We start from the raw sequence: 19,813 nt of genomic DNA, 5'->3' as shown, positions 1-19,813 counted from the left end.
TGGAAAAAAATTTACTTTGTCCTTAAACCTTTATACAAAAGGCCGGTCTAAGCCGTCGAATTTAAATCAGAAACCACCAATTACCTTATGAAAACCAATAATCGATTTGGAAAAATTGCGTCGATGTCCCTTTTGGGGATGTTTGCTTTCGTTTTTTCCTGTAAGGATGAAGACAAGCTCACGGTTGCCGACACGCAGGACATTACGGAGGAAGCCGTCACCGATTCGTACTACCAGGATATGGACGACATGGCGGGTGTGTCGGTTAGCACGCCTTCCGATGGCCAGTATTCCGGTGGACGCACGGAGACTACATATACCATCACGGTGGATGATGACCGTCTGGATTGCGCCGGTGTAGTGATCACCGTTACACCCGCCGCCGGCTCCACAGCCGACGTGCCCAAAGGCGTGCTCACTGTTGATTTTGGAACCACTGCCTGCGCCGATAACAAAGGCAATGTTCGTACTGGCAAGCTGATCTTTACTTATAACGGCCGTCGTTTCCAACCCGGCTCTACCATCGTGACCACCACCGACAATTATACCATCAACGGTGTGAAACTGGAAGGTGTCAGAACCCTTACCAACGTATCGGGCAGCACCTCGGAGGCGCCCAAATTCAATGCGGTGCTCTCCAACGGCAAAGCCACGTTCATAGCCGACGGCACGGTGGCCGAACGCGAATCCAACATCACCTGGCAATGGGTTAGAGCGGCCAATCCCCTGGAAGATTACCTGTTGATCGATCAATCCAGCACGGCCAGCGGCAAGACCCGCGGCGGAAGAACTTACGCCGTTTCTTTGTCGAAAGCCCTGAAATACAAGCGCTTCTGTGGCATTGCCGTAGAAGGCATCAAGAAATACCTCATCGACGGCAGCAAGGAGGTCACCATTGATTATGGTGATGGCAATTGCGATAAATCCGTGGTGATCACCGTCAACGGTGTTACCCGGAGCTTGACCGTGAACTGATCAGAAACGAGTTTTTTCTAATCCAGTCATAATTAAAAGGGCCGTCTCAAATTTGAGGCGGCCTTTTTTGTTGGGCAATTTTCCCCATGTAAAATGCGAGTGACTGTTTGTTGTAGAGCGAGCCCGGCCGCCATTCTCCGAAGGTCAACGGCATAAGCCAATTCTTCAAAAAACACTTTATTTTCGACGCCGCTTCTTATTGGCCGCCGCGACCAGATGCATTACCTTGCACCCGGAAAACCCCATATCCCGATGAAGCCCTACCTCGCCCTCATGAACGATATCCTCCAGAACGGCGCGCGCAAAACCGACCGCACCGGCACCGGTACGCTTTCGGTCTTTGGACGGCAACTTCGGTTCGACCTTTCGGAGGGCTTTCCGTTGGTGACCACAAAAAAACTACACCTGCGCTCGATCATTTATGAGCTGCTGTGGTTCCTGAACGGCGACACCAACATTAAATACCTGAAAGACAATGGTGTGAGCATCTGGGACGAATGGGCCGACGCCAACGGCGAACTGGGCCCTGTCTACGGCCACCAATGGCGCAGCTGGCCCGCCCCCGACGGCCGCCATATCGACCAGATCACGCAGGTGATCGAACAGATAAAAGCCAAACCCGATTCGCGCCGCCACATCGTGACCGCCTGGAATCCCTCCGAGGTGGACAAGATGGCCCTGCCGCCTTGCCATGCGTTGTTTCAATTCTATGTAGCCGACGGCAAGCTGTCGTGCCAGCTCTATCAACGCAGTGCGGATTATTTCCTTGGCGTGCCCTTCAACATTGCTTCCTATGCGTTGCTGACCTATATGTTCGCCCAGCAATGCGACCTGGCCCCCGGCGACTTCGTGTGGACCGGTGGCGACGTTCACCTCTATAGCAACCACCTCGAGCAGGCCCAACTCCAGCTTTCGCGGGAGCCCTATGCGCTGCCGCAATTGAAGATCAAGCGCAAGCCGGCGTCGATCTTTGATTACCAGTTCGAGGATTTCGAGATCGTGAATTACCAGGCGCATCCCTCCATAAAGGCACCCATTGCCGTCTGATTTCGGCGTCCGCATCTTTTTGTACTCCGCAACTGATTTGTTGTAACTATTTCATCTTTTTGGCGACAGATTGCGTATTCTAACCCAGTATGGCGGAGAAAAGTAGTGTTTTTGATATGATCGGACCCGTAATGATCGGTCCTTCCAGTTCCCATACAGCGGGTGTGGTGCGCATTGCCCGCGCCGCCGTGAAGCTGCTGGGCGGGATCCCCGACACGGCCGACATCACCTTTTATAATTCCTTTGCCCGTACCTACGAAGGGCACGGCAGCGACCGCGCCATCATCGCCGGTTTGCTGGATTTCAAAACCGACGACACCCGCATCAAGGATGCCTTAGACATCGCCAAGACGCAAGGGCTTACCTATCATTTCAAATCGGTAGGAAACGCGTCGACGATGCACCCCAACACCATCAAACTGAATATCAAAAAAGGAGATCAGTCCCTGGAAGTGGTGGGGGAGAGCCGGGGGGGAGGGCTCATCAACATCGCCGAAGTGAACGGCTTCAAGGCCGACTTCAGCGCCAACCTGCACACCCTCATCATCACCGCCGCCGACGTCAAAGGCAGTGTGGCCTTCATCGCGGATGTGCTGGCCCATGACGATTGCAACATTGCCACCATGTCGGTTTCCCGCAAGGGAAAGAACGACCTGGCCGGCCTGGTCATCGAAATGGATTCCGGACTCAAGGATGTAACATTAGCGTACTTAAGGAGTCTTAGCTGGGTAAAACAAATTATTTATATACCGGATATTGATCGCTGATAGCAACATGAAAAGAACCGTACTAGCATTTTTGATTCTCATGGCCGGTAGTGCCACCACCTGGGCTCAAATCGACACCCTGAAACAGGAAGCCCAGGCTGTGCCCGCCGGCGCGAAATGGTCCCTGAAGCAGTGCATAGACTATGCGTTGTCCAACAACCTGGCCGTGCAACGCAGTGCCTACAACGTGGAGAGCAGCGAGGTGGATTTGCGCCAATCGAAATATTCGCGACTGCCTACACTGAATGGTAGCGCTTCCTATGGCTATAGCTGGGGTCGCGGTCTTGACCCCGTAAGCAACCAGTTCGTGTCGCAGGAGATCAAGTCTTCCAACCTGTCGACCAACTCGTCACTGCTGCTTTTCAATAGTTTTCGGGTCAACAACCAGATCAAACAATATCAAAATGCTTATGCGGGTTCTGCCGAGGACCTGGCCAAGGCAAAGAACGACCTGATCCTGAACGTGGCGAATATTTTTATCAACGTCGTCTTCAACAAGGAATTGGTAAACAACGCCCGCTTTCAATTGGAATCCAGTCAACACCAATTGGAGCGAACCACCAAGCAAGTGGCCGCCGGCGCGCTCCCCAAATCGGAGCAACTGAACCTTGATGCACAGGTCGCAACAAACGAAGTGACCTTGATCCAGCAGGAAAATGCGCTGGCGTTATCGATCCTGCGTCTAAAACAAGCGTTGCGCATTCCCGCCACGCAAGACCTGGATGTGGAAATTCCCAACCTGACGCCCGAAGAATTGGTGATCGATCAAAGCCGCGACGAAATTTACAGTGTGGCACGCCAAACTATGCCGGAGGTACGCGCCGCGGAGTTCAAGATTCAAAGCTCACAGTATGCGGTAAGGGCCGCTCGCGGAAACCTGTATCCGAGATTGAGCTTGAACGGTGGTATGAACACCAACTATTCTAGCACGCAGGAAGCGCAGTTTTATCCCGATAACACCTTTCGCTATGGCACCAACCCCGTAGGCTATGTGAACAAGGATACGGGCATGCCTGTGTATACGGTGTCGCCGAATGGTGAATACCGCAAGACCTATGGCGTGGGCAATCAATTCCAAGACAATATTTACAAGACACTCGGATTACAGTTGACCATCCCCATCCTGAACGGCTTCACTTCCCGCGCGGCCGTGCAACGTTCGATCGTGCAGAACCAACAGGCCAAGATCAATGCGCAGGAAATCGAACAAACGCTCCGTCAGAATGTAGAGACGGCCTATAACGATGCCATCTCGTCGTCAAAGACCTACAACTCATCGCTGCGCCAGGTAGCGGCCCGGACGGAAGCCTTCCGGATGATGGAGCAACGTTATTCCGCGGGAGCGGCAACCTCTTTCGAATACCAGATCGCCCAGAACAATTTGTTCCAGGCACAAACCGATCTGTCGCGGGCGAAATATGATTTTATTTTCAAGAAGAAAGTCCTCGACTTCTACCAAGGCAAACCACTCGAATATTAATAAAACCACGCAATGGCACAGCAAAAACGCAAGTCAAACAAAATGATTTATTGGCTCATCGGGGCCGTCGTATTCCTGATAATTTTTTTATTCGCCGCCAAATCGATGGGTTGGATCGGCAAGCCGAAGGAGATAGAAGTTGAATTGGCAAAGGCCAAGCGTGTGACGATCGTGGAAAAAGTGAGCGCCTCCGGTACTGTACAACCCGTAACGGAAGTGAAGATCGCCCCGGAAGTTTCGGGTGAGATCATCGACCTGCTCATCGAAGAAGGCGACTCTGTCGTGAAAGGTAACACCCTGGTACGCATTCGCCCCGACATTTTGGCGAGCCAACTGCAACGTGCCGAAGCCGGTCTGGGCCAGCAAAGTGCTAACCTGGAGCAATCCAAGTCCAACCTGCTGCGTTCGCAAGCCACGTTGATCCGTGCAGAGGCGGAATATAAACGCAATGAAAAACTTTTCAATGAAAAGGTGATCTCCGATGTAGACTGGCAATTGGCCAAGCAAAACTATGAGGTCGCCAAGAACGACGTTGCTGCGGCAGAACAAGCCGTGGAGGCTTCCCGTTCGGGAACCCGTAGCACGCAGGCATCATTGAATGAAGCAAAAGAAAATCTCCGGAAGACCTCGGTAGTAGCGCCCATGAGCGGCGTGGTATCCAAGCTCATCGTCAAAAACGGCGAACGCGTGGTGGGAACGGCAACGATGGCCGGAACGGAGATGTTGCGCATCGCCGACCTTCGCAAAATGGAAGTCCGCGTGAATGTGAACGAGAACGACATCGTGCGCGTGCACCTGGGCGACACCGCGGTGATCGATGTGGATGCCTATAACAACCAGAAGAAAGAATTTAAAGGTGTGGTGACCCTCATCGCCAACACGGCAAAAGACAAAGTGTCGACGGATGCCATCACCGAGTTTGAGGTGCGTATCCTCATCCTCAGTTCATCCTACGAGGACCTGGTAAAGGCCGGCAACAAGTTCCCTTTCCGCCCCGGCATGACGGCCAGCGTCGACATCCAGACCAGCACCAAGACCAACGTATTGTCGGTTCCCCTGGCCGCAGTGACCACCCGAAACCCGGATGAGATGAAGGACGGTGGAGACAAACCCCAGGACGGTCCCCCCAACAACAATGAGCGCCAGGTGGTGAACGACCAGAAGAAGGAAAAGAAAAAGGAGGATAAGACCGTGATCTTTGTGAACGACAAAGGCGTAGCGAAAATGGTAGAGGTGAAGACCGGCATCAGCGATTACGACAACATCGAGATCCTGTCGGGTGTGGCCGACAGCACGGAAGTGATCACCGGGCCCTTCCTGGCCGTATCCAAACGGTTGAAGGAGGGTGAAAAGGTGCGGAAGATGGAGAAGAAAGAGCCCGAGAAAAAAGACAAGTAATTGCCCCAGACAAGGCCCCCCGGTAATGATCGGGGGGCTTTTTTATTTATTTTTACGGGCAAAACGAACTCTTATGGTAAAGCACCCGTGGCACGAAGTATCGATTGGCGACAATCCGCCGGAACATGTAAACGGCATCATTGAAATTCCGAAAGGCTCGCGCGCCAAATACGAGATCGACAAAGACAGCGGTCTCATCAAGCTGGATCGCGTGCTCTACGCCTCCATGTACTATCCCCTCAACTACGGCTTCATCCCCCAAACGCTGGGCGAAGACCACGATCCCCTCGACATTGTGGTGCTCACACAGGTAACGGTGGTGCCCCGCTGTCTCATCCCTTCCAAAGTGATCGGCGTGATGCGCATGATCGACCGCGGCGAGGCCGACGACAAGATCATTGCCGTGGCCGAACAGGATGTGAGTGTGAGCCACATCAATGACGTGGATCAGCTTCCGGAATATTTCCGCATGGAGTTGAAACACTTCTTCGAAAACTATAAGACGCTGGAAAACAAAAAGGTGGTGGTAGACGAATTCGATTCGAAAGCCAAAGCCATGGAGATCATCCAGCAGAGCATCGAACTCTATCAAAAGACCTATCGCAAGTGAACATAGGCTTCGACGCCAAGCGGCTGTTCAACAATTTCACCGGGCTGGGAAACTACAGCCGCTTCGTGGTGAACGCCCTTTGCGATTTCGAGCCGGAGCATCACTATCTTCTTTATTCGCCAAAGGTCAGGAACCATCCTGAGGTGACGCCTATTGTCGAACGGCCACAGGTGCAGGTGATCACGCCGCCGCCATTGTATACGTTCTTCAAAGCCACCAGTCTCTGGCGCACCTGGGGCATTGCAAATGAACCGACAACAAAAAAGCTGGATGTGTTTCATGGCCTGAGCCAGGAGCTGCCGGCAAACCTTCCACCGTCGGTGAAGAAGATCGTTACGGTTCATGATCTTATTTTTCTTCGCTTTCCAAAATTGTACAACCGCATCGATGTGGCCATCTACAAGGCCAAGATGAAAGCGGCCTGTAAACAAGCCGATACGGTGGTGGCCATCAGTCAGCAGACCGCCGAGGACCTCGATGATTTTCTACAGGTGCCCGTGTCAAAGATCACGGTGGTGTATCAGGGTTGTCACCCACAATTCAAACAAACGGTCTCCCCGGACGCGATCGATGCGATCAAAAACAAATACAAACTTCCCCAGCATTATATTTTGAATGTGGGGACCATAGAAACGCGGAAGAACGTGATGTTGATCGTGCAGGCGCTGGCCTTGTTGTCGCCAGACACGCGGTTGCCCCTGGTGGTTGTAGGAAAGGAAACAGCCTATAAAAAACAAGTGGTGGAAGAGGCGGAGCGATTGGGTGTAGCGGATTCCATCATCTTTTTACACCAGGTTCCCTTTCATGAATTTCCGGCTTTGTACCAGGGTGCGGAGGTGTTTGTGTACCCTTCGCGGTTTGAGGGGTTTGGTATTCCGCTCGTGGAGGCCATCGAGTCCGGTATCCCGGTCATCACTTCCGTGGACTCGTGTTTCAGCGAAGCGGCAGGACCGGGTTCGTTGTACATCGATCCAACGAACCGCGAAGAGCTGGCCTTCCAGCTGAGCCGGGTGGTGGTGGACAAGACGTTGCGGCATCAAATGATCGTGGAAGGAAAAAAATTTACAACGCAATTCAATCCGGAAATTATCGCGCGGAACATCATGGCGCTTTACGTGGCGTGATGCTTTTCAACATCACCGGGATGGGAAGCCTGCGATGAAATGCCACCCTACATTACAGGGATTTTTGAATAAACGCCACCAACTCCATCGACCAGGCGATGCCCATGTGGACGATGACACCACCCCAGATGCTACGCGTTTCGAACGCCACCACCCCGAGAATATAGCCACCGAAAATCGAACTGATCGCTTCCTCCGCGGGCTTGCCAAAGTGCAGATAGCAATAGGCCACCGCCATGGCCAGCACGGCCTGCCGTCCCAATACCGCGATCATGCCAATGACCAGGAAGCCGCGGAACAAAAGTTCGACATTGATAAAGTCCATGCCGTATACCGCTTCATACGCGGCCACCGTCACCCACTCGGGCACTCCGAGCACGGTATAGGCCTGGGTGACTTTGTACATGGGGTATTGCTGTAGAAAGGCGTCATTGAAAGAGGCCCCGATGATGAGGGGCAACATCAGCAACAACAATTGAAAATAAGGACGCGTGTCAAATTGATGCGGCCGCAACCCGTAATAGTAATTTTCATTGTTGTCGTAGTAACGATGGAAGGCGAGAAGGGGCAGCATCACAAAAAATAGCCCGACAAGATTGGTCAGCACTTTATAGGCCCAATACTGGATCTGCACGCTGAACGATGCATTGATTGCCTCGTGTAGAAAGGGTTGGCTTCCATCCAAACTCAGCAACCCGATCGCCAGCAGACTGCGGATCCAGAAGTCACGCTTTTTAAAAAACGTATTTTCCTTCCGTGTGAAATGCAGGATCAGCAATGCCGAAAAATAGGCGAAGCCATAGAACAGGAAATACGCAAAAAACTTGGGGAATCCTTTTAGCGGATCGAGGTACGTGTCCTCGAAATCAAACAGGTAGTTCACTAACACCGAGGCGACGAGGAACAGGAAGATGAGCCCATACGCCCGCGCGTTGAAATCCTCTTTCACATGATGCACCAGAAATTTCCAGATCTTCTTCATGCGAAAGACTTAAAATAAAAAGGGAAAATCGAGGCTGTGCATTACCAGTGCCGGAGGTATTGATAGACTTTATGGATCGGCAGTCCCATCACGTTGAAATAGGAACCTATTATTTTTTGAATGGCCACCATCCCAATCCAGTCCTGGGCACCATAGGCGCCGGCTTTGTCATAGGGTTTGTGGTGGTCGACATAATATTCGATCTCTTGTGGCGTGAGCGTTTGGAAAGTAACTTCTGTGGTTTCGTCAAAGCTCTCTTCTTTTTCTTTCGAGATAATGCAAACCCCGGTCATCACGCGGTGGGTTCTTCCCGACAGGGCGGTGAGCATGCGAATGGCTTCGGCGCGGTCTTCGGGTTTATTGATGATAGTGTTGTCGAGGATCACTACCGTATCGGCCGCCAGGATGATCTCGTCTTTCATGTTCAGGCGGAAAAACTCGGCTTTCTTCTCGGCCAGGTAGCGGGCCACTTGCTCCACGGGCAAGGTGTCGGGGAAGGTTTCGTCTACATCCGGCTTCTCGGTGGTGAAGGTAAAGCCGGATTCTTTCATCAGGTATTGTCGCCGGGGCGAGCTTGACGCCAGCACGAGTTTGCGGGTGAAAGGGTTCATGATCGGGTTAATTTCTCTTCAATATAATCAGAACGGCCCATAAACAGGCAGTTCAAATTCTCCTGGCCGGATGGAAGTGAATAAAAATCCGCCCACCACTTTGGGATAAAAGTAGGTGGACTTCTGGGGCATGGTGTAACCGCTGTGGCAAACCTCCTTCACCTCTTCTATGGAAACCTCATTGGTAATGATGGCCATATCCGCTTCGCCCTTCACCACGCGCTTGAGGCAATCGGGGAAGCTCCGGTCAAAGTCGATATATTCCGATGCGCGTTGCTCTCTGCCGGGAATGCCCAGCACCTTTTCGATGATGAAATAGTGCATCACGGTGAGGTCGAGCGTTTTGATCGGGTCGGGGAACGGCCACGTCATGGTAGCGAGCGCTTCGGGGCGGAGCCGCACCTTGTAAGCACTGTCGCGGAACAGCAATCCGAAGGCATGCGGCTTGCCCATGATAAGTTCGTCGAGGCTGCAGGGGTCGTCGGCGGGCGTGACAACAAAATATTTTTCCAGCTTTCGCATGATTTCCGCTTCATCGAAACCCGGCAGGCCGGTGATGACGCGGTGTGTGGGCAGGATGCGCAGGTCGCCGGCCTCGGTGTTGGTGAAGTACATGAGGTGGAAGTTGTAGCCTTCGTTCCCCTGGTGATGCGGGTTCGCCGCCATCTGTTTGTGTTTATAGATCAGCGATCCCTCATAGCGATGATGACCGTCCGCTAAAATGATGGTCTTGCTGGCCATTATGTCCATGAACCGGCGGATGATGGCACCGTCGTGGATCACGGCCATCACATCGCGCACCCCTTGATAGTCCTCTGTTTCATAGAGGGGGAAAAGGATGGCTTCGTCCATGTATTTCTCCAGGGTAAAATCCGGGTCGGTAAACAGGCCGTGCGTGGGATTGACGTGGAATTCTGTTTTCTCCAACAGCTCGATGCGGTCATTCACGGCCTTCGGGATGGTGTTCTCGTGGCGCAGGATCACATTATCCTCCCAGTCGTAGGTGCGGATGTGTGCGATAAAACCTTTGCGGCAATATTCTTTTGGAGAGCCGGCAAGCTTGAAGTATTGGTAGTAGACATAGATCGCCGGGAGCTTGTCTTGTAACAGCACATGTTGGGTTTTCCAGGCCTTGAGCAACGCCGCGGCACGATCGGAGGCGTTAGGGGGTTCGGGTACGGACAAGTGGATGCTGTTGAGCGGGTTTTGGTAGAGCCCTTTACGCTGCTTTTCCGACACCACATCAAACAACGGCGAGGTTAACGTATCGATTGGGGGAGTGACTTCGGGGTTATAGCGCCAGGGGCGAATGGGGATGATCTCGGCCATGTATACAAGTGTTCCGTTTCCTTAAAACGCTAAGATATTACTTTCGCCAGAACTTGTATGTTCGATGGATGAGGATGCCTTGCCGCCAGGAATTCGCCGAAGGGCAAAGGGTTATCGCACCATGATCTTGCGTGTGATGACCGTGCCACCCTGTTGGATCTTCAGGATGTACAACCCGGACGCCGTGCTTACCACGATCTTCTGGCGGTCGCCGCTGGGTTGCGCAATATGCGGCACCGTCTGGCCGGTGATGGTCAGCACGGTGAGTTTATCGTACCGTCCCTGAATATAAAACTCGCCGCTATTGGGATTGGGATAGACGCTGAACGCGTCCAAAGCTTCCGGAACCCCTACTTTCACGTCGCCGTTGCCGAATACGGGGCGGATCATCAGGGAACCATCGATGTCGCCCGGGGCCCAGGAACCGCCGGTGTTCACCGAGATCTTGTCGCCGTGGCTGCTGCTCATGTCGAGCCCTATTTTCAGTGTGCCGCCCACGGGCGCCTTCCAGCCAATGTGGAATTTCTTATCCACCAGGAAAGGCTCGACAATACGCACGCGTTGAAAGACATTCAGTCCTTTGCGCTGAATGGTGACGGCGGGGAGGGTATATAAAATCTGTCCGGGCAAGCCATCGGTGTCGCTGTACACAAAGAAGTCAACGGTGAGGTTGCTGGTCAGGCCGTAGTCGGGCACATACAGGTCGATGCCGATCAACGTATCGGGATCATCCGTCACCATTTCATACTGAAATGCGGCGCGGTTGCCGGCTTGGGTGAGGCCGGCGGCATACTCGGCCACGCCGTCGTCGTACGCATAGTAGTCTTTCATGAAATACTGTACGGTCAGCGTATCATTCAAACGGAAATCGATGGGGATAAAATTTGGGGTGTAGTCATCAGCGTAAGTGCCATTTTTCTTGAACGTGTCGCCCGTCAGTAACCGTATATTGAGCTTTACCCGGACCGAATCCGCGCCCGGATCGAACTGAGTTGGATCAGCTCCGTCCGGAAGATATTTTACGGTGACGGTTCTCCGCTCCAACGGTCCGATCACGTCGTTGTTATCCACCCAGTTGATCGGGGCTTGTTCGGCTGGGGTGCTAGTGATATTGGCAGTTCCATCCACATAGTTGATGAAGGTGTTTTGGGTCTCGAAACTAACCGTGGTAAAACCTGGAGCATGATCGTCGGGATAATATTCCAATAGGTTGACTATATCAAATTTCGGCGCCTGAATGGTATTAACTAGCTTGAAATGGTCGTAAGGTATAGCCCTATAGTTGCCAAGGAGGCTGGTGGGCTGGCTGGCAATGGGACGGTCGGGAAATGAAGTGTCGTTCTCGTTGCGGCCTTTGTTGAGGTAAACATAGTCGAGGTTCCAGGTGTCGTACGGTCCCGACAAGCGGCCGTAGTTCCGGAAGCGAAATTGGAAATCGTCGTGAAAGAATTCGTCACCGTCCACTTTCACCAGCGTGTCATAGAAGACGGTGGCCTGCATGCTGGAGGTGGGGTAGATGGTCATGGCGGGCTTCCAGACGCCTGCGTTGTTCTTGAATTCCACCGCCAGGTAGTCGGTCGCATCCGGGCGTTCGCCATTGCCGGCCACCTGGAAAAAGAAACTGAGATAGACGGTGCTGCGTTCCCCGACCGCCACGCTGGGTTCACCCAACTTGATGGGCTGCGACACGAGGCTGTCGCGCAACCCGTTGTTGATGACCACTTCGGAGTACTTCACGTGTTTGCCATCCAACCCGTCGAAAGTCGCGACATTGATGGACGGGGGATTGATGGCCATCCCATTGTTGACCCACACGGTCATGTTGTAGGTGCTGTCGTTCACCACGTTCTGCCACAGCGAGTCCAACGCGACGTTGGACAGGGTGTCGTTTGGATCATCGAGCGTTGTAAAGGAAAAATCATCAAAGAAAGGGAGCGTCAGCGGCTCCGCGACCTGCGGGCGTGCCGTGGCATTGGGTCGGTGTTTTTTTGTGGATGCGTTTGTTGTCTTTGGCAAGGGAAAGGTTTGCCATTGGGCCTGCGCGACGGGTTCAAAGAGCACCATCAGCGCAGCGCATACCAGGATGGTCTTTAAACATAAAGACCATCGCCCGCCAGGGAGACTTGTGATTATTTTTAGTGTTTCAATTCTCACCGTTTTCATCGGGTATTTCGGTCCCAAGTTGGCCTATCCACACATCAACGACGTCACCCACCTTTACCTTTTCATTGACGTCGGGTTTTTGTTTCAGGACCACCCCGGTGCCCCCGGTTGTATCGCCCACAACAAAGATACTTCCCAGGCTCAGGTTGGACCCCAGAATGAGGAATTTGGCATCTTCCAGGTCTCTGCCCAGCATATCGGGCACCTCGAAGGCGTTGTTTCCGCCATCCATGACAACGAGATCGATGGTCGATCCCTTGGGAACGCGTTCGCCCGCCGTTACGGTGTGGCCCTTGTATTTCATTTCTTTCACGACGTTGAAGGGGCCCGCCACCAGCTCGATCCGTCCCCGCTTCAGTTCATTGCTGCGCAGCACGGCGTCGGCATTCACGACCGATCCGTCCACGAGGGTGGGCACGGGAACGGTGGGAGGGTCGATGCGATTCACGGAAATAAGGATCTTCCGGTCTTCCTTCACCTTGGCGCCCGCCGGCGGATATTGTCGCAGGACGGTGAGCGGCGGATATTCCGACGAGTAGGACGAGTCGTTCACTTCATAGCGGAGATTGCGCTTCACCAAAAAATCCTCCAGCTGGCTGATCTGCATACCTTCCACATCGGGAACGGTGATGCTCATGCCGTGATTGGTGCTGCTGGGCAGGTAGGCATAAAAATACAGGATGGCAATCAGCAACAGTGCCGCGAAGGCCAGCAGCAGGTGGATCAGCATGCCGCCCAGAGTGTCGCGTTTGAATTTGAGGATGTCGAATTTCATGTTCTTCTATATGCGGCTGCCACAACGCTGTCGATGGGCATCCGGAGGTTTAGTCGTTATTTCATTTCTCTTACTTCGGATGCTGCTGAGTCCGGCGCTTCCTGCGACGTGCCTTTGCCATCCGTAACCACCAGGTCAACGGTGGAGCCCATCGGTATGCGTTCCCCTACAGCGAGGGTGCGACCTTCGCATTTCATTTCAATGACTACAGGGAAGAGTCCCGGTACATAGATGATCCTTCCGCGCTTCAGTTGATTGCTGCGCAGTATTGCTTCAGCATGCACGACCGAACCATCGATCGCGTTGGGTACCGTGACGAGGGGAGGAGAGACGCGATTCACAGAAATAAGGATCTCCCGGCCCACCTTCACCTTGGCGCCGGCGGCCGGATATTGATCCAGGACCGTATGGGCGGGATACTTCGATGAGAAAGCAGAATCCTGCAACCCATAGCGAAGCGTTCTCTCCCCGAGAAAGTCGTCGAGCTCGCCGACGCTTTTGCCTTCCAATTCAGGCACGGTCATGGTCCGGTCGTGATTGGTAGCGGCAGGCAAATAGGCATAAAAAAACAAGAGGGCGATCACCACAAGCGCCGAGCACGCCAACAACAGCTGAAGAAGCATGCCGCCCAACGTATCGCGTTTGTATTTCAGGAAATCGAATCTCATATTTCTCTATATCCCGCTGCGGCGACAAAAGTAGACGGCATCCGGGGGTTTTAATGTTTAGGGTATCCGCACTATACAAATATACACTTCAGAATTTGAGCGACGACTGAAAATCGCGCTCGATGCGTTTGCCCCGGTCGTAACGCTCCTGGGCCAGGGTGAGCAGCTTGGTGATCAGTTCGGCAAAGCTCACGCCGCGCTCTTTCCACATCATGGGATACATGCTGGAATTGGTAAAACCGGGGATGGTGTTGATCTCGTTGATGTAGATATTTCCTTTTTTATCCAGGAACAGATCGATGCGCGAAAAGTCTTTGCAGTGCAAGGCCTCGTAGGCTTTCACCGAGGCTTTCCGGATCTTTTCGGCAATGCTCTTTGGCAATTTGGCGGGCACGTCGATGCGCACGGCATCGGGGTCCACATATTTGGCATCGAAGGTATAGAACTCGTAGTTTTTGCTGATCACAATCTCACCGGGCTGCGAAGCTTCCGGCGGGTTGTTGCCCAATACGGCGCATTCAATTTCGCGTCCGGTGATGTATTGTTCGGCCAACATCTCGTCGTCGTATTTAAAGGCTTCTTCCACGGCAGCAGCAAAATCCTTTTTCGATTTCACCTTGGCCACCCCCACAGACGAGCCGAGACTGGCGGCCTTCACCATGAAGGGGAGTCCCAGTTTTTTCGACAACGCGGTGAAGCTGATCTTATCTTTTTCGTCGTAGCGGAACGTGACAAAGTCTGTCACCGGCAAACCGGCTTCGCGCATGAGGCGCTTGGCTACGATCTTGTTCATGGACAGGGATGAGCCCAGCACGCCGGTACCCACCATGGGAAGGTCCATCGCTTTGATCAGGCCTTGGATGCTGCCGTCTTCACCGTCGGTACCGTGCAGCACCGGGAACAGGACGTCGACGGAAAACTTTTCTCCGCTTTTTTCCAGCAGGAATGTGGGCTTGCCCGCATTGAGCGAAAGCCCAAGCGTTTGTCCTTTCTGGATGTCTTTGCTCACGCCTTCGGTGAGAAACCACTGGCCGCTTTTGCTGATGCCGATGGGCAGGGGTTCGAATTTGGATTTGTCGAGGAACTCAAAAATGTTGCGGGCCGAATTGACCGATACGGCGTGCTCCACGGAGCGGCCGCCATAGAGGATGGCTACTTTCTTCTTTTTTGGCATGAAGGCGAGGTTTTCAATGCCGAAAGATAGTGAATTATAGAGGAAGGAACGCGTGCCGTTGAGCGAAGAAAAGCGTCGGTGAGAGCGAAATTTCTAGTTGATGACGATGAGCTTCTTCAAATGCGTCTCCGATCCCGACGTCACCCGCACCAGGTAAACACCCGTGGCCACGGAAGAAAGCGAGAGGGGATAGGTTTGGTTGAGCACATCCGGCAGGGTCTGCGAGACCAGGGTCTTGCCCATGGTGTCCACCACTTCCAACTCTACCGGTCCTTTTTGCGAGATGTTGAAGGTGATGTTGGTGTTGCCGCCGGCCGCTGGATTGGGATAGACCGTGAAGGGCTCCGTGGCCTTGATGTGCGTTTCGGAGACGAAGAATTCGATGTTGTCCAGGTACAGGTTGTTGCCGTTGCCGTTGGTCACCACAAAGGCAATGCGCACTTCGGGCTCGCCGGCCAGGGTGGTCAGCACGGTGGTCTTTGACGTCCAGTCCGAAGAAGTGGTGGGCTTCCAGCCGGAAGTGGTGGCGCGGCCGTTGGCCAACGCGGCGCTGTTGGCCGTGAACAGGGTGTCCTGGTAAGTATTGCCGCAGTCGCGGGAAGCCAGGATGCGCAGCACGTCGTTCTTGGTACTGTTCGCAGAATAGGAAACGTCAAATGAAAGACTCGCTTCTGTGGCGTCGCTAAAGTCGAGCACGGGGCTCGCCAGCCATGCCTCATCGTTGGCCACCGTGTTGTCGAAGGCATTGAAGTAGATGGCCTTGTTTCCAGTCAGGTCGAAGGGACGCCAGATCATGCCGTCCGTGGGATTCACACTGGTCCACTGGGGTGTGAACGTTCCCTCGAAATTCTGACGCAGGGGAATAAAGTCCGTCGATTTGTTGACGACGGTTTTTATATCCAGGGCGTTGTCGGCGGTGTTGAAATCCTGTTGCCCGTTCGGTTCGGAAACTTCGAAGTGGATGGTGTTTTCTCCATCGGCCAGGGGCAACGAGTTTAAGGTAATGTCTTTGGTCGTGCCGCCGTCGATCGACAGGCCGGTGATCACCTGCGTGTAGGCATGGTCGTTGACGGTGCTGGTCACTTTCAGGGAATTGATCAGCGTGCCCGAGTTCTTCACGCGCAACACCGGGACCGCTCCTTCCAGGCAGGTGACGGGATAAGGGGAAATCACTTTTTGTAACGTGGCGTCATGCACCGGCGTGGTGGTGAGCGACACGTTATCGATGTACAGGTTGTTGCCCCAGTCGTTCACCCCTACAAAAGCGATCTGCAGGTTTTGCTGGCCCACGTAGCTGCTCAGGTCGATCTGTTCGGTGCGCCATTGGTCGGCCGTGGGCACGAAGGCGTTGCCCGTGCTGGTCGTGGTCGAGAGCGTAGCGCCCGACTTATCATAGACGACGGTGCCTTGTGTGATGTCTGCGCTGCAGTTGGTCAGCACCACGACCTTGAGGCCGTCGTTGCTGGATTGAAAGCGTGCATAGGCTACGTCAAATTTGAGCAGGGCCGCGGGGGCGGTGATGAGACTGAAGGTTGGGGTCAGGAGGGGATCGATTTCGCCCAGGTTGTCTTCATAGTTGAAGAAGTCCATCTCCATGGCTTTGTTCGAGCCGTTCGCCGGCGTGGAGGCCAATGCCCACGTCACCTTCTGATCGGGGTTCAGGATCTTCCAGGTGCTGGGTACGGTGTTGAATTGTTCCAGGAAAGGCAGCGCGATGCTGTAGGGCACTTCCACCACTTGTTGTCCATTGTTGTTGTTGGCCTGGCCATCGGTGGTACCGTTGGTTTGCAGCACATCGAAGGTGACGAGGCTGGAGCCAACCGGGAAAATGAGCGACGAGAAACTCACGGTCGTGCTCTGCAACGCGGTCAGCGCCGGGGCAAAGGTAAAATCTTTTGTTTCGACCGCGCCACCGTTCTGGCTGATCCGGATGCGGGCCGATGAAATGTTGTTGGAGCCATAGTTCCGTACCTCGATCGTGGGCAGCACAGGCGTGCTGCATTCTCCCGACAAGGGGGCGAGCACGGTCTTTATGCCCAGGTCGTTCAGGACGGGTGCGGGATCGTTCAGGCCGTGCGAGGTGAGCAGGCTCAGGCGGCGCGGGCTGTTCTCGATCACGGTGGTCATGCGGGCCACCTGGCCTTGGGTGAACAGGTTCATGCACACGTCGTTGGTATAGTCCATGTAGTTTTGGAACATGGCGTCTACACTACACGTTACGTGCGGCTGCGAGGGGCAACCGCTGGTGCTGCCGGCTTGGTTCGGGGTGTCGTCCACGTAGTCGGTGCCGCTGCAGTCGGTGCCGTCGTCGCCCCAGATGTGGCGCAGGCCAAAGAAGTGGCCGATCTCGTGGGTGGCCGAGCGGCCTTTGGCAAAGTTGGCCAGCAGGTTGAAACTGCCATAGTCATTGGAACCAAAGGCATCATACGCGATCACTACGCCGTCGGTCAGCCGGTTGGTAGAAGAATTTTCGAGACCGTCGAGATCCGACACGGGAAACTGCGAGTAGCCCAAGAGGGAGGTGAGGTCGCATACCCAAATGTTGAGATAATCTTCGGCCGGCCAATAGCTCAGCGCTTTCAGTTCATAGTTGTCGTTGATGGTCCACGAGGTCTTGGTGCCCTTCACGCGGTTGATGCCTGTGGTAGCCAATCCTTCGGGATCTTGCTTCGCCAAAACGAACTGCACGTTAAAGCTGGCGGCCACCGGCTGGAATTCGCCCGGCGTTTGAGACGCATCGGCGTTGAGGCGTTGATAGTCTTTGTTGAGCACGTCGATCTGTGAAAGGATCTGGGCGTCGGGGATGTTGCGGCCCGCGCCGAGCGCTTCGCCGTAGTGGATCACGTGTACCACGACGGGCACGGTGTAGGTGATGGTCTGGTCGCGCTGCGTGCTTTGGGTGCGGGCCCGGGCACTGATCTTTTGTTGCAGCCACTTTTCAAACTGCGGGTTGTTTTCGAGCTTCAGTTTGTCGCTCAGCAGTTTGTTGTTGTATTCTACGGTGCCGCAGCGTTCCTGCGAAAATGCGGTCCAGGAGACCACGACGAGGAGGCATTGAAGCAATGCAATTTTGAAATAAGAGGAGTCAATCCGCACAAAGATCCTGGTTAAATACCTGCATCATTAATCTTTCAAATATAGTAAAGAGTAACCCTTTTGTAACAGCGTAACGCTGCCCGGGCAGAAAGTAATATGTATGCGTAGACCAATGCCGGAAAGAAATTGATCATTGGCGGGGAAATGACGACAACGCCTAATGGTTTACCGGGGTAAGGTTGATCACCTCGATGGCTTTTATCTCGGGAACGTCGCGCTTGATGGCTGCTTCCACACCGGCTTTGAAGGTCATGGTAGACATGCTGCAATTGCCGCAGGCACCCACAAACTCCAACTGCACCACATGGTCGTCCGAGACATGACTGACCTTCACGTTACCACCGTCGGCCTTGAGATAGGGACGGATGGAATCGAGTGAAGATTCAATTTTCTGGGTAAGTTCTTCTATCGTGCTCATCAGACTTTCAGTTCAACGCGTTGCGTTTGTGTAAAGTTAGCATTTCTTATGGCAATTTGACGCGCCAATGTTTTGGCCAGGTCTTTAAATACATCGGCGGTAAGGCCTTCCTTCAACACGGCCGGGAGCCCACTGTCGCCGCTTTCGCGGACGCTCTGCACCAGGGGCACCTGGCCCAACAGGGGAACATTGTATTTGTCGGCGAGGTTCTGTCCGCCGCCTTTTCCGAAGATATAATACTTGTTATCCGGCAATTCTTCCGGGGTGAAGTAGGCCATATTTTCAATAACACCCAGAATGGGCACATTGATCTGCTGCTGACGGAACATGGACATGCCCTTGTTGGCGTCGGCGAGGGCTACTTTTTGGGGCGTAGTCACGATCACGGCGCCGGTCACGGGCACGGTTTGTACCAGGGTGAGGTGAATGTCGCTGGTGCCGGGAGGGAGGTCGATGAGGAGGTAGTCCAATTCGCCCCAATCGGCGTCGCTAAAGAACTGTTTCAGGGCGGCGCTGGCCATGGGACCGCGCCACACCACCGCGCTGTCGGGTGGGGTGAGGAAGCCGATGGAGATCAGTTTCACGCCATATTGCTCGATGGGAATGATGATATTCTTCCCATTTACCTGTTTCACAGAGGGTTGCTCAAACTCGCAATTGAACATCACCGGGATGGAGGGGCCGGAAATATCGGCGTCGATCAACCCCACTTTGGCTCCGGATTGCGCCAGTGCCACGGCCAGGTTGGTCGTTACGGTCGATTTGCCGACGCCGCCTTTGCCGGAGGCGATGGCAATGATATTTTTCACACCCGGCAGCAGGGGAGCGTTGTCGCGCAGGGTCGTCACCGAGCTGGTCATCTTGATGTCGATGGCCACCTTGTCGCCCACCACCTTGTCGACGGCGTCCTCGCAATCCTGGCGGATTTTCTCTTTGAGGGGGCATGCCGGGGTGGTTAAAACCACCGTAAAGCTCACTTTCTCAGGGCTTACGGTCACGTCCTTGATCATGCCCAGGGTCACCAGGTCTTTCTTGAAATCGGGGTCTTCTACTGTGGAAAGGGCTTTGAGAATGTCGGCTTGGGTAAAACTCATCTAATTCCGTCGTGTTAAAGTGGCCGCAAGTTAGCGGTAAACTGTTAATGGTTAAAAGTTATTCGCGTATTATCCGAACCCCTATCTTTGACGCAAAGTTTG

17 protein-coding genes are annotated in these 19,813 nt (G+C 53.8%); 7 read left to right on the top strand and 10 right to left on the bottom strand.

Annotated features, from left to right (window positions below; translation table 11 throughout):
- Positions 1-87 precede the first annotated feature (87 nt).
- The 7 genes from BUB30_RS05185 to BUB30_RS05155 all read left to right on the top strand — a co-directional run bounded on the left by BUB30_RS05185 (position 88) and on the right by BUB30_RS05155 (position 7,401).
- A complete protein-coding gene (locus tag BUB30_RS05185) occupies positions 88-975 on the top strand; it encodes a hypothetical protein (protein ID WP_073131697.1) in 888 nt (295 codons plus the stop codon).
- A 252-nt stretch (positions 976-1,227) separates the two neighbouring features.
- Positions 1,228-2,022, top strand: coding sequence for a thymidylate synthase (gene thyA, locus BUB30_RS05180; RefSeq protein ID WP_073134803.1), 795 nt, complete (start codon positions 1,228-1,230; stop codon positions 2,020-2,022).
- A gap of 89 nt (positions 2,023-2,111) precedes the next feature.
- The gene (gene sdaAB / locus BUB30_RS05175) at positions 2,112-2,789 is read left to right on the top strand and encodes an L-serine ammonia-lyase, iron-sulfur-dependent subunit beta (RefSeq protein WP_073131695.1); all 678 of its coding nucleotides are present in this window, start codon (positions 2,112-2,114) and stop codon (positions 2,787-2,789) included.
- A 7-nt stretch (positions 2,790-2,796) separates the two neighbouring features.
- A complete protein-coding gene (locus BUB30_RS05170; protein ID WP_073131693.1) occupies positions 2,797-4,269 on the top strand; it encodes a TolC family protein in 1,473 nt (490 codons plus the stop codon).
- A 12-nt stretch (positions 4,270-4,281) separates the two neighbouring features.
- Positions 4,282-5,667 (top strand): efflux RND transporter periplasmic adaptor subunit, encoded by a 1,386-nt coding sequence (locus BUB30_RS05165; protein ID WP_073131691.1) that lies wholly within the window; start codon positions 4,282-4,284, stop codon positions 5,665-5,667.
- 73 nt (positions 5,668-5,740) lie between these two features.
- Positions 5,741-6,277: an inorganic diphosphatase gene (locus BUB30_RS05160; RefSeq protein ID WP_073131689.1), complete on the top strand. Its 537-nt coding sequence runs from the start codon at positions 5,741-5,743 to the stop codon at positions 6,275-6,277.
- Complete coding sequence (locus tag BUB30_RS05155; protein ID WP_073131687.1) at positions 6,274-7,401, top strand: glycosyltransferase family 4 protein; 1,128 nt, start codon at positions 6,274-6,276, stop codon at positions 7,399-7,401. Before BUB30_RS05160 ends, BUB30_RS05155 begins: the two co-directional genes overlap by 4 nt.
- Positions 7,402-7,453: 52 nt before the next feature.
- On the opposite strand, the gene BUB30_RS05150 is transcribed toward BUB30_RS05155, so the two are convergent.
- The 10 genes from BUB30_RS05150 to BUB30_RS05105 form a co-directional block, all read right to left on the bottom strand.
- Entirely contained in the window at positions 7,454-8,383 is a 930-nt protein-coding gene (locus tag BUB30_RS05150; RefSeq protein ID WP_073131686.1) for a CPBP family intramembrane glutamic endopeptidase, read from the bottom strand.
- Between the two features lie 41 nt (positions 8,384-8,424).
- Positions 8,425-8,994, bottom strand: coding sequence for a Maf family protein (locus tag BUB30_RS05145; protein WP_073131684.1), 570 nt, complete (start codon positions 8,992-8,994; stop codon positions 8,425-8,427).
- 27 nt (positions 8,995-9,021) lie between these two features.
- Positions 9,022-10,323 carry a DUF1015 domain-containing protein gene (locus BUB30_RS05140; protein WP_073131682.1) on the bottom strand — a complete coding sequence of 434 codons (1,302 nt, stop codon included), beginning with the start codon at positions 10,321-10,323 and terminating at the stop codon, positions 9,022-9,024.
- 111 nt (positions 10,324-10,434) lie between these two features.
- The gene (locus tag BUB30_RS05135) at positions 10,435-12,486 is read right to left on the bottom strand and encodes a T9SS type A sorting domain-containing protein (protein ID WP_084137911.1); all 2,052 of its coding nucleotides are present in this window, start codon (positions 12,484-12,486) and stop codon (positions 10,435-10,437) included.
- Positions 12,467-13,261 carry a PASTA domain-containing protein gene (locus BUB30_RS05130; RefSeq protein ID WP_073131678.1) on the bottom strand — a complete coding sequence of 265 codons (795 nt, stop codon included), beginning with the start codon at positions 13,259-13,261 and terminating at the stop codon, positions 12,467-12,469. Before BUB30_RS05130 ends, BUB30_RS05135 begins: the two co-directional genes overlap by 20 nt.
- Positions 13,262-13,317: 56 nt before the next feature.
- The gene (locus BUB30_RS05125; RefSeq protein ID WP_073131676.1) at positions 13,318-13,929 is read right to left on the bottom strand and encodes a PASTA domain-containing protein; all 612 of its coding nucleotides are present in this window, start codon (positions 13,927-13,929) and stop codon (positions 13,318-13,320) included.
- 88 nt (positions 13,930-14,017) lie between these two features.
- Positions 14,018-15,103, bottom strand: a complete 1,086-nt coding sequence (locus BUB30_RS05120) for a D-alanine--D-alanine ligase family protein (RefSeq protein ID WP_073131674.1) — start codon at positions 15,101-15,103, stop codon at positions 14,018-14,020.
- 93 nt (positions 15,104-15,196) lie between these two features.
- Positions 15,197-18,199 carry a T9SS-dependent choice-of-anchor J family protein gene (locus tag BUB30_RS05115; protein WP_084137910.1) on the bottom strand — a complete coding sequence of 1,001 codons (3,003 nt, stop codon included), beginning with the start codon at positions 18,197-18,199 and terminating at the stop codon, positions 15,197-15,199.
- Positions 18,200-18,356: 157 nt separating this feature from the next.
- Positions 18,357-18,617, bottom strand: coding sequence for a NifU family protein (locus BUB30_RS05110; RefSeq protein WP_073131670.1), 261 nt, complete (start codon positions 18,615-18,617; stop codon positions 18,357-18,359).
- The gene (locus BUB30_RS05105; protein WP_073131668.1) at positions 18,617-19,711 is read right to left on the bottom strand and encodes an Mrp/NBP35 family ATP-binding protein; all 1,095 of its coding nucleotides are present in this window, start codon (positions 19,709-19,711) and stop codon (positions 18,617-18,619) included. The genes BUB30_RS05110 and BUB30_RS05105 overlap by 1 nt, the downstream gene beginning before the upstream one ends.
- Between the last annotated feature and the right edge of the window lie 102 nt (positions 19,712-19,813).

This window comes from Chryseolinea serpens (genome assembly GCF_900129725.1).
GTDB lineage: Bacteria > Bacteroidota > Bacteroidia > Cytophagales > Cyclobacteriaceae > Chryseolinea > Chryseolinea serpens.
Note: the sequence above shows the minus strand (reverse complement) of the source record. Positions and strands in the feature narration are given on the sequence as shown.